Consider the following 12116-nt stretch of genomic DNA (forward strand, 5'->3'; position numbering starts at 1 on the left):
GGATAATTTATCCCAAAGCTCCCGCGAAGGCGTTGTCGTCGAACTCCCCGATCACCGCGAGGGACATCGGGCGCGACAGCAGCTCACCGGCCACCTGACGGACCATCTCCGGCGTGACGAGGTCGACCCGGCGCAACACCTCGTCGACGGAGAGCAGCTCGTCATACAGCAGCTCACCCTTGCCGAGACGGCTCATCCGGGACCCGGTGTCCTCCAGGCCCAGCACGACGGCGCCCTTGAGCATGCCCTTGCCGCGCTCGACCTCCGCGTCGGTGACGCCCTCCTCCGCGACCCTGGTCAGCTCGTCCCGGGTGATGGCGAGGACCTCCTCGACCTTGCCGGGCGCGCAGCCGGCGTAGACCCCGAAGAGCCCGGCGTCGCTGTACTGCGACGTGAAGGAGTAGACCGAGTAGGCCAGCCCGCGCTGCTCGCGGATCTGCTGGAACAGCCGGCTCGACATGCCGCCGCCGAGCACGTTGTTGAGCGCGCCGAGGGCGAAGCGGTTGTCGTGCTGGCGCGGGTACCCCACGCAGCCGAGCACCACGTGCGCCTGCTCGGTGTCCTTGGCGCGGACCACGATCTGCCCGGACCGGGACGGCACCCTCGTGGTGCGGGAGCGCCGCGGTGCCGGGTCCATGGCGTCCGACAGGCCCGAGAACGCCGCCCGGACCGCCTTGACGACCTTCGCGTGGTCGAGGTTGCCGGCGGCGGCCACGACCATCTGCGACGGCTGGTACCGCCGGCGGTAGAAGCCGTCGATCTGCTTGCGGGTCAGCGCCGAGATGCTCGACACGGTGCCGGAGATCTGCCGGCCCAGCGGGTGGTTGCCGAAGATCGCCTCGGTGAAGACGTCGTGCACCTCGTCGCCGGGCTCGTCGTCGTGCATGGCGATCTCCTCGAGGATCACGCCACGCTCGGTCTCGACGTCCGCGTCGGTCAGCACCGAGTCGATGACCAGGTCACACACCACGTCGATGGCGAGCGGCAGGTCGGCGTCGAGCACGCGCGCGTAGTAGCACGTGTACTCCTTGGCGGTGAACGCGTTGGTCTCCCCGCCGACCGCCTCGATCTGCGAGGAGATCTCCAGCGCGCTGCGCCGCTTGGTGCCCTTGAAGAGCAGGTGCTCCAGGAAGTGGGACACCCCGGACAGTGCCGGGGTCTCGTCCCGTGAGCCGATGCCGACCCAGACGCCGAACGACACGCTTCGCATCGACGGAATTGCCTCGGTCAGGATGCGCAGCCCGTTGGGCAGCACGGTGCGGCGCACCGTGCCACCCAGCGGGTCATCTGCCAACGTCTGGGTCAGCGGTCGACTCACCATGTCTCAGCTGTGCCGGTTCCGCCGACGACGGAACTCGCCACCGTCCTCGCCGCCCTCGGCGGGGCCGCCCTCGTCCGAGCCGCCCTCCGACGAGGAAGGCGCCGACGACTGACGGGGGCCGCGGTCGCCGCCGCGGTCACCACGGTCGCCGCGCTCACGCGAGCGGGGGCCACGGTCACCACGGTCCCGACCGGCCGGCCGGTCGCCGCCCGCGGGGGCACCGCCACCCGCGGCCGCGGCCTCGGCCGCCGCGGCGGCCTCCGCCTCGGACAGCACCTTGTCCAGATAGATCTTGCCGCGGTTGTCGATGTCCGCGATCTGCACCTCGACCTTGTCGCCGACGTTGAGGAAGTCCTCGACCCGGTCGACGCGCTTGCCGTTGCCCACCTTCGAGATGTGCAGCAGGCCGTCGCGCCCCGGCAGCAGCGAGATGAACGCGCCGAACGCGGCCGTCTTCACCACGGTGCCGAGGAACTTGTCGCCGACCTTCGGCATCGTCGGGTTGGCGATGGCGTTGATCCGCTCGACCGCGGCCTCGGCCGACGGGCCGTTGGTCGCGCCGACGTAGATCGTGCCGTCGTCCTCGATGCTGATCTCGGCGCCGGTCTCGTCCTGGATCGCGTTGATGGTCTGACCCTTGGGCCCGATCACCATGCCGATCTTGTCGACGGGGATCTTGACCGTGGTCACGCGGGGCGCGTACTGGCTCATGCCGGCCGGCGACTCGATCGCCTCGGCCATCACGTCGAGGATGACGTGCCGCGCGTCGTGGGCCTGCTGCAGGGCGCCCGCGAGGACGTCCGACGGGATGCCGTCGAGCTTCGTGTCCAGCTGCAGGGCCGTCACGAAGTCACGGGTGCCGGCGACCTTGAAGTCCATGTCGCCGAACGCGTCCTCGGCACCGAGGATGTCGGTGAGCGTCACGTACTCGGTCTTGCCGTCGACCTCGTCGGAGATGAGGCCCATCGCGATGCCCGCGACCGGCGCCTTCAGCGGCACACCGGCGGACAGCAGCGCCATCGTCGAGGCGCAGACGGAGCCCATCGAGGTGGAGCCGTTGGAGCCGAGCGCCTCGGAGACCTGGCGGATCGCGTAGGGGAACTCCTCGCGGGCCGGCAGCACCGGGATCAGGGCCCGCTCGGCGAGCGCGCCGTGGCCGATCTCGCGCCGCTTCGGCGAGCCCACCCGGCCGGTCTCACCGGTCGAGTACGGCGGGAAGTTGTAGTTGTGCATGTAGCGCTTGGACTTCTCCGGCGCCAGGGTGTCCAGCGTCTGCTCCATGCGCAGCATGTTGAGCGTGGTGACGCCCAGGATCTGGGTCTCGCCGCGCTCGAAGAGGGCCGAGCCGTGCACCCGCGGGAGCACCTGGACCTCGGCGGTCAGCGGACGGATGTCGCGCGGGCCGCGGCCGTCGATGCGGACCTGCTCGCGCAGGACACGGGCGCGGACCTCGTTCTTGGTCAGCGACCGCAGCGCGGCGCCGATCTCCTTCTCGCGACCCTCGAAGCCCTCGGCGAGGCGCTGGAAGGCGGCCTCCTTGATCCGGTCGAGGGCCTCCTCGCGCTCCGCCTTGGAGGAGATGCGCAGCGCCTCGGAGACCTCGTCCTTGACCGCGCCGGCGACGGCCTCGTAGGCGTCGGGCTGGTAGTCGAGGAAGGTCGGGAACTCCTGGACCGGCTTCGCGGCGACGGCCGCCAGCTCGGACTGGGCCCGGCACAGCTCGCGGATGGCGGGCTTGGCGGCCTCGAGGCCACCGGCCACGACCTCCTCGGTCGGCGCGGGCGCGCCGCCGGCGACGAGGGCCACGGTGTGCTCCGTCGCCTCGGCCTCGACCATCATGATCGCGACGTCGCCGTCGGGCAGGGTGCGGCCGGCGACGACCATGTCGAACGTGGCGCGGCCGAGCTCCTCGAGCGTCGGGAACGCGATCCACTGGCCGTCGACGTGGGCCATGCGGGTGGCGCCGATCGGGCCGGAGAACGGCAGACCGGACAGCTTGGTGGACATCGAGGCGGCGTTGATCGCCACGACGTCGTAGGGGTGGGCCGGGTCGAGGGCGAGGATCGTCTCGACCACCTGGACCTCGTTGCGCAGGCCCTTGACGAAGCTGGGGCGCAGCGGCCGGTCGATCAGGCGGCAGGTGAGGATCGCGTCCTCGCTGGGACGGCCCTCGCGGCGGAAGAACGAGCCGGGGATCCGGCCCGCGGCGTACATCCGCTCCTCGACGTCGACCGTCAGCGGGAAGAAGTCGAACTGGTCCTTCGGCGACTTGCCGGCCGTCGTCGCCGACAGCACGACCGTCTCACCCAGCTGGGCGAGCGCGGAACCGGCGGCCTGACGGGCGAGGCGGCCCGTGGAGAACGTGATCTCCCGGGTGCCGAACGCGCCGTTGTCGATGACCGCGGTGCTGGAGTGCGTACCGAGATTGCTCTGCTCGGTCATGTGTTGTGGTGCTCCTTCGGGTTGTGGTGCGCCCAGGCGGAGCTGTCTGCGGCCGGTCTTCGATCGAAGCTCACGGGGCTGATCTGCCCGGAAGCCACTACCGAGGACCGGTGCGCCGACACGCTCGGCGGGGCGACTGCTCCATACCAGTGTGTCACTACACGAAGGGAGCGACGCATGGACGCCGCTCCCCACCGTGCGAGTCGTTATCGCCGCAGGCCGAGCCGCTCGATCAACGAGCGGTAGCGGGCGATGTCGCTGCGCTGCAGGTAGTTGAGCAGGCGGCGGCGACGGCCGACCAGCAGCAGCAGGCCGCGCCGACTGTGGTGGTCGTGCTTGTGCTTCTTGAGGTGTTCGGTGAGGTCCGCGATCCGCTTGGTCAGCATCGCGACCTGGACCTCCGGCGAGCCGGTGTCCCCTTCGCCGGTCGCGTACTTGCCCATGATCTCGGTCTTCTGCGCAGAGTCGAGCGCCATGTTCTCCCTTAAAGGTTGGATCTGAACGGGCCAGCCCCGCGGCGTCGTGCAGGCAGCCTGACCCCCGCCGGTCACCCGGCGTCGACACAAGGCTAACAGACGGGACGGTCCAGCACTCGTCTGGCCTGTGCGACGTCGTCGTGGATCTGCTCGACCAGCGGCTCGACGCCGGTGTACACCCGCTGCTCACGGAGGCGTTCGACGAAGTCGACGGCGATCCGCTCGCCGTAGAGGTCGCCGGCGAAGTCGAGCAGGAAGGACTCGACCCGCCGCTCCTTGCCGGAGAACGTCGGGTTGGTGCCGATGGAGACCGCCGCGCGGTGCGGCTCGCCGTCCCGGTCGCGGGTCACCCAGGCGGCGTAGATGCCGTCGGCGGGGACCGCGGTGTTCGGCGCGGTCAGCAGGTTGGCCGTGGGGAAGCCCAGCTCACGGCCGCGCTGGTCGCCCCGCACGACGACGCCCTCGACGCGGTGCGGGCGGCCCAGCGCGCGGGCGGCGGCGACCACGTCACCCGCGTCGACGCAGGCCCGGATGTAGGTCGAGGAGAACACGGTGCCCTCGTCGGCCACCAGCGGCGCGCCCTCCACCCCGAAGCCGAACGTGCGCCCGAGCCGGTGCAGCAGCTGCAGGTCACCGGCGGCCTTGTGGCCGAACCGGAAGTTCTCCCCCACCACGACCAGCGCGGTGTGCAGGTGCTCGACCAGCGCGTCGTGGACGAACGCCTCCGGCGACAGGTGCGAATACTCGACAGTGAACGGGATGACGCACAGCACGTCGACGCCGAGCGCCTCGATCAGCTCCGCCTTGCGGGACGGCTCGCTCAGCACCGCCGGGTGCGACCCGGGCCGGACCACCTCCGACGGGTGAGGGTCGAAGGTCAGCACGACCGACTGCACGCCCAGCTCGCCGGCCCGCTTCACGACGTGCCCGATCACCTGCTGGTGCCCCCGGTGCACGCCGTCGAAGACGCCGATCGTGGTGACCGCGCGCCCCCATCCACCCGGCGCTGCCTGCGTTCCCCGCCACCGCTGCATGGTTGCGAGCCTAACTCTTGTGGCGTTTCCGGCAGGTGTACGGGTGGCGACAGCCGCTCGTGTGACATTTGCGGCAGGTGTACGGGTCGCGGCGGGCGCTCGTGTGACGTTTGCGGCAGGTGTACCGGTGGTGTCAGGGCACGAGCACGATCTCCGGCCGCGCCCGGCCGTCCTTCTCCCGGACGATGGCGAGCACGCTGCCGTCCGGCGCGAAGACCGCGTACGGCTCGGCGACCCCGATCGGGGCGAGCGACCCGCCGTGCGAGAGCGTCTTCGCCTCGACCTCGTCGGCGTCGCGGCGGGGGAAGGACCGTGCGGCGGCGGCCGGCAGCGGCATCGTGACCGGGTCGTCCCGCTCGGCCAGCTCGTCCAGGGTCGCCGCCTCGGCGAGGGTGAACGCGCCGACGGCCGTGCGGCGCAGCGCGGTCAGGTGCCCGCCGACGCCGAGCGCCGCGCCGAGGTCCCGGGCGAGCGCGCGGATGTACGTCCCGGACGAGCACGCGACGTCGACGTCGACGTCGACCCACGTGTCCGAGCGGTTGATGCCGAGCACCTCGAGGCGGGCGACGGTGACCGGCCGGGCCTGCAGCGCGACCTCCTCGCCGGAGCGGACCCGGTGGTAGGAGCGGACCCCGTTCACCTTGATCGCCGACACGGCGCTGGGCACCTGCAGGATCTCCCCGCGCAGCGGGGCGAGCCCGGCGTGCACGTCGCCGTCGGTGACCCCGCTCGCGTCCACAGTGGACACGATCTCGCCCTCGGCGTCGTCGGTGACGGTCGCCTGCCCGAGCCGGATCGTGCCGCGGTACTCCTTGGTGCTGCCGATGACGTACGTGAGCAGCCGGGTCGCCTTCTCCACGCCGATGATGAGCACCCCGGTCGCCATCGGGTCGAGGGTGCCGCCGTGCCCGACCCTGCGGGTCTTCGCCAGCCGCCGCATCCGCGACACCACGTCGTGCGAGGTCATCCCGCCGGGCTTGTCGACGACGACGAGCCCGCCCTGCGTTGCTGCCTTCTGCGCCACGACGGGTCAGCCTAACTGCCGTGCACAGTGAGGGTGTGCCACAGGTACTTCAACAGCTGTAGCCGCTCGGGATCGGCGTGGGCGGCGCGGGCGGCGCGGCCGATCAGCTCGGCGTCGACGAAGGGCCGCGACCAGCGCTCACACAGCAGCACCGCCAGGGGGCGCACCTCGGGACCCCGGAACTCGTCGTCGATCTCGTCCGGGCTCAGGCGCGGCCCCGCCCGCCATTCGAGCTTGATGCCGTGCCGGTCCGCGAGCGTCTCCGCGGCGGGCAGGTGGCCGGCGAAGCTGTCGTCGAGGACGAGCGCCGCCACGTCCCGGGCGAGGTCGACGGGGCCGTGGACCTGCGCCTCGACGTAGTCGTCGAGCGGTCCGGCCGCGGCGACGTGGTCGGCGAGGCCCGCCAGTACCGGCGCCAACGCGTCGAACACGCCCGCCTCCCGGGGCTCGTGGAAGCTGTCCCCCAGGGTGAACGTGGCGCGCGTGTTGACCTCTGGGCGCAGGCGCAGGTGGGCGGAGCCGAAGCGGCGGGCGGCGCCGGCCGGGTGGCGGCGCAGGTCGAGGGCGCCGTACTTGGGCCGGTCGGCGGGCACGACGCCGGGCCGCTGGTAGGCGCCGCCGAACATGCGCTCCTCCCAGCGGTCGCGGTCGCCGCCCGGGTGCGCCGTGAGGCCGCCGTTGGAGATTCCGGTCTCGAACTGGCTGCGGAACCGGCCGTCGGCGAGCAGCCCCGCGATCACGGTGCGGCCGCCGGCGTCGATGCGGTCGGGATGGAAGTTGATCGTCACGACGGCGTCGACCGGGTCGGTGCGCGGGCCGGCCGCCGCCCGCACGTGCCCGAGCGCCTCCAGCTGCGCGGCCGTGAGCTGTGCGTCCACGGCGCGCAGTATGTCAGCGGACCGCGCCGGCCACCGCCCATTTGTCGCCGGTGAGGCGCCACAGCAGGCCGCCCAGGCGCAGCGCGATGAACAGGCACAGTGCGACCCACACCCCGCGCAGGCCGGCGTCGAGCAGGTACGCCAGCCAGATGCCGGGCAGGAAGCCGCCGAGCGCCGAGACGAACGTGAGGTTGCGCAGGTACCGCACGTCGCCGGCGCCGAGGAAGACCCCGTCGAGCGCGAAGACCACGCCGGCGGCCGGCATCATCGCGACGAACCACCACCAGGCGGTCTTCGCCTGGGCGTACACCTGATCATCGGCGCCGAACCAGGGCCGGACGGTGGCGAGGGCGGCCGCGACCAGGACCGCGAACACGGCGCCGGAGACCAGCCCGGCGGCGGTGATGCGGCGGGCGAGCAGGCGTGCCTCGTCGACCTGCTCGCCGCCGAGCGCGGCGCCGACGAGGGACTGCGCGGCGATCGCGACGGCGTCCAGGGCGAGCGCGGTGAAGAAGAACAGCTGGATCGCGATGAGGTGCGCGGCGAGGCTGGCGGTGCCGAAGCGGGCCGCGACCGCCGACGCGGACAGGAAGCACGCCTGGAACGCCGCACCGCGCAGCAGCAGGTCGCGGCCGAGCACCAGCTGGTGGCGGATCACGTCCAGGTGCGGCCGCAGCGGGACCCGCTCGGTCAGCAGCGCCCGGACGAACAGCAGGCCGGCCGCCGTCTGCGCGACGACGTTCGCGATCGCGGAGCCGGCCAGGCCGAACCCCAGCGGGTGCACGAGCAGGGGGCAGAGCACGGCCGACAGCGCGTTGGCGCCGAGCACGTAGTAGAGCGGGCGGCGGGTGTCCTGCACGCCGCGCATCCACCCGTTGCCCGCGGTGCCGAGCAGCAGGCCGGGCGCGCCCAGGGCGGCGATGCGCAGCCAGTCGGCGGCGCCGTCGGCGACCGGGCCGGGCGACCCCGCGACGGCACGGGTCAGCGGCCCGGCGAACACCTCGAGGACCACCATGATGACGACCCCGCCGGCGAAGGCCAGCCAGGACGCCTGGACGCCCTCGGCGACCGCGGCACCGCGCTGCCCGGCGCCGAAGCGGCGCGCGGCGCGGCCGGTGGTGCCGTAGGCGAGCACGTTGCCCAGCCAGACGGCGAGCGCCATGATCTGCCCGCCGATGGCGAGCGAACCCAGCTCCTCGCGGCCGAGGTGCCCGACGACCGCCGTGTCGACGAGGACGTAGAGCGGCTCGGCGGCGAGCACCACGAGCGCAGGCAGGGCGAGGGCGGCGACACGACGCATCGGGGTCACCGCGACAGCGTAAGGAGAAGCCTCCCTACACGCTACTTACAGGGGTGATCAGCCCCGGCGGTCCATCGACATCTGCAGGGCGGCACGGGCGCGCTCACGCGTCTCGGTGGTGGGCTCCTGCGGCTTGGGCTGGGACTTCGGCTGCTCAGGCATGACGGTCTCCTGACTCGGTGACGCGGTTGGAGTATCGACGGTCCGATCGCAGGGGCGCCGGGGTCACCGGCGGCCACGCCAACACACGACGAGGAGACCGACTGTGGGTGGTGTCGGCCTGCAACGTGGATCGGTGGGTCTGGCGCATCTGTTCCTCGCTTGGCGGCTGTGGTGTTTCCTGGGCCGTGAGACGCCCGCCGCCGGGTTCCGCTGGAAGCGGTCAGCCCCGGGACGGGCAGCGAAGAATTCGTACGATGCGCATATTCCTAAGCTATCGTTCAGTTCCACGATGTGCGACGTCATCCCGCGATCTGGACGCAGTTACCGGCGGGTTCACCTGTCGGAAGTCCGTCAGGGCGTTCGTCGGGGCGTACGTCAGGGCGCTCGTCAACGCGCCAGGAAGTGCCAGCCGAGCCACCACCAGAAGCCGAACATCGCGATCCGGCCGACCGGCAGCGGGCCGACCCGGTAGCGCATGACGACGCCGCAGACCTCGCCGAGCGTCGGCACCTTCGAGCCCTCCCGCCGGGCGGCGATCTCGACCACCGCGAAGAGCCCCAGCGACACGGCGAACGCCGCCGCGATGCTCACCTGCGCGACCGTCATCGCCGCACCCCCGCCATCGCTGCCTTCCCCGCCCGCGCGACCATCATCGCCGCACCATCGCCCAGAAGGCCCACAGCCAGCCGAAGTAGGCGGCGGCGCGGGCAAGGTAGTGCTCCAGCAAGGGGTCGGCGAGGCGGGACAGCGTCGGATAGGCCCGCGACCCGATCAGGAACGTGACGCCCTCGACGACCGCGAAGAGCCCGACCGGCAGCAGCCACCACGCCGCTGCCCGGGGCAGTCGCGCCGGCGCGGGACGCTTCGGCACGGTGGCGGACATGCCGAGCCACAGCAGCGCTCCCCCGGCGCCGAGGACGAGCAGGTTGGCCCGCAGGGAGAACGACGGCAGCGCCCCGCCCACCAGGGCGATCAGGGCGAAGACCGGGGCGAGCACAACCGGGCGGGCCCAGCCCCGGTCGACCTCCGCAACCAGCTCAGGTCGGTCCATCCATCGATTGTCACCGGCGCGACACCCGGTGTGCCAGCGATGTCAGCCCCCGTTTAACCCTGATCTGCCAGGACGTCCGATTCCGTGAGCGCGGTGCGGATCGCGGCGATCACCTCGTCGACCGTGCCGGTCGCGCTGAACCCGGCCGCGAAGCGGTGCCCGCCGCCGCCGAGACCGACGGCGACCCGGCTGACGTCGACGGCGCCCTTGCTGCGCAGCGAGACCGACCACTCGTGCGGCCCGATGGGCTTCACCACGCAGGCGACGTCGGCCTCCGCGACGCAGCGCACGGAGTCGATGAGCGCCTCCACCGCGCCTGCGGGCTGGCCGAACTCGGCGAGGTCGGCGGGCGTCACGTAGGTCCACGCGAGGCCGAGACCACCGGCGGGCTCGAACGCGGTGCGGGCCAGGGCGACGCCGAAGAGCCGGACCGCGCTGTAGGGCCGGGTGTCGAACAGGCGGCGGGAGATGTCGCCGACGGGGATGCCGGTGGCGACGAGCCGGGCCGCGAGCTCGTGCACCGCCGGCGTGGTCGAGCCGTGCTTGAACGAGCCCGTGTCGGTGGCGAGCGCCACGTACAGGCACTCGGCGATCTCAGCGTCCAGGACCACGCCGAGGCGGCCGAGCAGCCCCTCGGCGACGACCGACGTCGCGGCGGCGGACGGGTCGATGAGGTTGACCGCCCCGAAGCCCGGGTTGGACGCGTGATGGTCGAGCACGATGCCGACCGGGGCGGCGGCCAGGACGCCGGCGAGGTCGCCGAGCCGCTCGACGCTGGCGGCGTCGAAGACCAGCACCGCGTCGGGCGTGGGCGCGGGCGGCGTGACGGTGGCCGCCGGGACCAGCATGGACACGCCCGGCAGCTCGTCGAAGGGCGCGGGCACGGTCAGCGGGCCGGGGAAGGTCGCCTCGACGACCAGTGACGGGGCGAAGCGGCGCAGCCCCAGCGCGAAGCCGAGCATGCTGCCGAGGGCGTCGCCGTCGGGGTTGACGTGGCAGGCGAGCAGCACGCGAGCGCCCGGGGGCAGGCCGCGCAGCGCTGAGACCGCTGCGGCCCACTCCCCGGGCGACGGTTGCGGTGCGGTCACCGACGGTCCTGGCCGACGACGACCTCGTCGTCGGCGCCTTCGGCCCCCGCCTCGTCGTCGACCTTGTAGGGCTGGGCGTCGCCCGCGTAGTGCGCCCCGGCGGCCTGTCGCTGGACCTCCGCGTCGGCGTTGCGCGCGGTCGCCAGCAGGTCGTCGATGTGCTTCACGTGCTCCGTCACGTCGTCGTGCACGAAGGTGAGGCTCGGCGAGTGGCGCAGCCCCAGTGCCTTGCCGACGGTCGAACGCAGCAGCCCCTTGGCGCTCTCCAGCGCCGCCGCGGTGCCCGACTGTGCCGTCGCGTCACCGAGCACCGTGTAGAACACGGTCGCCTCACGCAGATCAGCGGTGATCCGCGCGTCGGTGATCGTGATCATCCCCAGCCGAGGATCCTTGACCTGCGTCCGCACCACCGATGCGACGAGCTCTTTCACCCGCTCGGCGTGCCGGCGCACCTTTGCCGGATCCGTCATCTCGAACACCTCCGCAGCCAAAACGATCTGACCAACGCTCTGACACTACCCGCGCCGCGACCTGGAGGCCGCGTCCAGCGCCCCGGACCAGGCGCGGGTCTACTCGTCATCGTCACCGTGCAGCCGGCGGCGCACGGAGAGCAACTCGATCTCGGGGCGGCCCGCGACCGCCCGCTCGATGGTGTCCAGGACCTCCCGCACGTGCCCGGCCTCCGCGGCGACCACCGCGACGCCGACCTCGGCGCGTCCGTGCAGGTCGAGGGCGCCGACCTCGGCGACCGACACCTCGAACTTGCGCAGGTAGGCCACCAGCGGCCGCACGTAGGCGCGCTTGGCCTTCAGTGAACGGGAGTCACCGGGCAGAAGCATGTCGAAGACCGCGGTTCCGGTATACACGGCCCAAGATCCTAACGACTCTACGGAAGTCTGGCCACCAAGATAAAAGCAGGTGAGACCGGGAGTGGTGCGGCGTCCTCGACGATCGGGCGCGGGCTGCGCCGGGGCAGCCCGGCGCCGGCGCCGCCGCCGCGGCCCGGGTACACGTAGATCGACGTCGGGTCGACCGCGTCGACGGCGGCGGTCACGGCCGGAAGGCTCCGGAAGCGGTCCCAGTCGCCGGTCTCGGCGAAGCCGAGCTCCAGCACGACCCCGAACGGCTCGGCCTGCCAGATGAAGTCATGCGCTCCGTGCGTCACAGCGGCCTCGAGCAGCGACCGCGACCAGGCGTCCCGCCACTGCCGCGCCGGGGTAGCCCCGTCGCGGACCTCGATCGACCACCAGACGAGGTTCATGACGCATCGACGGTACGCCCGAAACCAACATCAAAGAAAGGGCCGCCGCGAACCCGCGGCGGCCCCTCTCAGCTGGACG

The 12116-nt window shown here is 72.2% G+C and carries 13 protein-coding genes; all 13 read right to left on the reverse strand.

Annotated features, from left to right (window positions below; genetic code table 11):
- Positions 1-7 precede the first annotated feature (7 nt).
- Positions 8-1321, reverse strand: coding sequence for a M16 family metallopeptidase (locus ACQEVZ_RS18265; RefSeq protein WP_433367932.1), 1314 nt, complete (start codon positions 1319-1321; stop codon positions 8-10).
- Positions 1322-1324: 3 nt separating this feature from the next.
- Positions 1325-3763 (reverse strand): polyribonucleotide nucleotidyltransferase, encoded by a 2439-nt coding sequence (locus ACQEVZ_RS18270; protein ID WP_433367935.1) that lies wholly within the window; start codon positions 3761-3763, stop codon positions 1325-1327.
- A 206-nt stretch (positions 3764-3969) separates the two neighbouring features.
- Positions 3970-4239: a 30S ribosomal protein S15 gene (gene rpsO, locus ACQEVZ_RS18275; protein ID WP_344507829.1), complete on the reverse strand. Its 270-nt coding sequence runs from the start codon at positions 4237-4239 to the stop codon at positions 3970-3972.
- Between the two features lie 92 nt (positions 4240-4331).
- Positions 4332-5273 (reverse strand): bifunctional riboflavin kinase/FAD synthetase, encoded by a 942-nt coding sequence (locus ACQEVZ_RS18280; protein WP_433367938.1) that lies wholly within the window; start codon positions 5271-5273, stop codon positions 4332-4334.
- Positions 5274-5406: 133 nt separating this feature from the next.
- Positions 5407-6297: a tRNA pseudouridine(55) synthase TruB gene (gene truB / locus ACQEVZ_RS18285; RefSeq protein WP_344507833.1), complete on the reverse strand. Its 891-nt coding sequence runs from the start codon at positions 6295-6297 to the stop codon at positions 5407-5409.
- 11 nt (positions 6298-6308) lie between these two features.
- Positions 6309-7175, reverse strand: coding sequence for a DUF3626 domain-containing protein (locus tag ACQEVZ_RS18290; RefSeq protein ID WP_433367941.1), 867 nt, complete (start codon positions 7173-7175; stop codon positions 6309-6311).
- Positions 7176-7188: 13 nt separating this feature from the next.
- Complete coding sequence (locus tag ACQEVZ_RS18295) at positions 7189-8475, reverse strand: MATE family efflux transporter (RefSeq protein WP_344508173.1); 1287 nt, start codon at positions 8473-8475, stop codon at positions 7189-7191.
- A gap of 549 nt (positions 8476-9024) precedes the next feature.
- Entirely contained in the window at positions 9025-9243 is a 219-nt protein-coding gene (locus ACQEVZ_RS18300; protein WP_433367944.1) for a DUF6186 family protein, read from the reverse strand.
- A gap of 43 nt (positions 9244-9286) precedes the next feature.
- Entirely contained in the window at positions 9287-9688 is a 402-nt protein-coding gene (locus tag ACQEVZ_RS18305; protein ID WP_433367947.1) for a hypothetical protein, read from the reverse strand.
- 53 nt (positions 9689-9741) lie between these two features.
- On the reverse strand, positions 9742-10776 hold the full coding sequence (locus tag ACQEVZ_RS18310; protein WP_433367950.1) for a DHH family phosphoesterase: 1035 nt from the start codon (positions 10774-10776) through the stop codon (positions 9742-9744).
- A complete protein-coding gene (gene rbfA / locus ACQEVZ_RS18315) occupies positions 10773-11246 on the reverse strand; it encodes a 30S ribosome-binding factor RbfA (RefSeq protein ID WP_433367953.1) in 474 nt (157 codons plus the stop codon). Before rbfA ends, ACQEVZ_RS18310 begins: the two co-directional genes overlap by 4 nt.
- 99 nt (positions 11247-11345) lie before the next feature.
- Entirely contained in the window at positions 11346-11642 is a 297-nt protein-coding gene (locus ACQEVZ_RS18320) for a DUF503 domain-containing protein (protein WP_344507844.1), read from the reverse strand.
- Between the two features lie 20 nt (positions 11643-11662).
- Positions 11663-12037, reverse strand: coding sequence for a hypothetical protein (locus ACQEVZ_RS18325; protein WP_344507846.1), 375 nt, complete (start codon positions 12035-12037; stop codon positions 11663-11665).
- Positions 12038-12116 lie beyond the last annotated feature (79 nt).

The organism is Dactylosporangium sp. CA-152071 (assembly GCF_050936335.1).
GTDB classification, from domain to species: domain Bacteria; phylum Actinomycetota; class Actinomycetes; order Mycobacteriales; family Micromonosporaceae; genus Dactylosporangium; species Dactylosporangium maewongense.

Bases quoted from the DNA above. Each gene is read 5' to 3' on its own strand.
- ACQEVZ_RS18265 (WP_433367932.1), bottom strand. From the start codon at position 1,321: ATGGTGAGTCGACCGCTGACCCAGACGTTGGCAGATGACCCGCTGGGT.
- ACQEVZ_RS18270 (WP_433367935.1), bottom strand. From the start codon at position 3,763: ATGACCGAGCAGAGCAATCTCGGTACGCACTCCAGCACCGCGGTCATC.
- rpsO (WP_344507829.1), bottom strand. From the start codon at position 4,239: ATGGCGCTCGACTCTGCGCAGAAGACCGAGATCATGGGCAAGTACGCG.
- ACQEVZ_RS18280 (WP_433367938.1), bottom strand. From the start codon at position 5,273: ATGCAGCGGTGGCGGGGAACGCAGGCAGCGCCGGGTGGATGGGGGCGC.
- ACQEVZ_RS18295 (WP_344508173.1), bottom strand. From the start codon at position 8,475: ATGCGTCGTGTCGCCGCCCTCGCCCTGCCTGCGCTCGTGGTGCTCGCC.
- ACQEVZ_RS18300 (WP_433367944.1), bottom strand. From the start codon at position 9,243: ATGACGGTCGCGCAGGTGAGCATCGCGGCGGCGTTCGCCGTGTCGCTG.
- ACQEVZ_RS18305 (WP_433367947.1), bottom strand. From the start codon at position 9,688: ATGGACCGACCTGAGCTGGTTGCGGAGGTCGACCGGGGCTGGGCCCGC.
- rbfA (WP_433367953.1), bottom strand. From the start codon at position 11,246: ATGACGGATCCGGCAAAGGTGCGCCGGCACGCCGAGCGGGTGAAAGAG.
- ACQEVZ_RS18325 (WP_344507846.1), bottom strand. From the start codon at position 12,037: ATGAACCTCGTCTGGTGGTCGATCGAGGTCCGCGACGGGGCTACCCCG.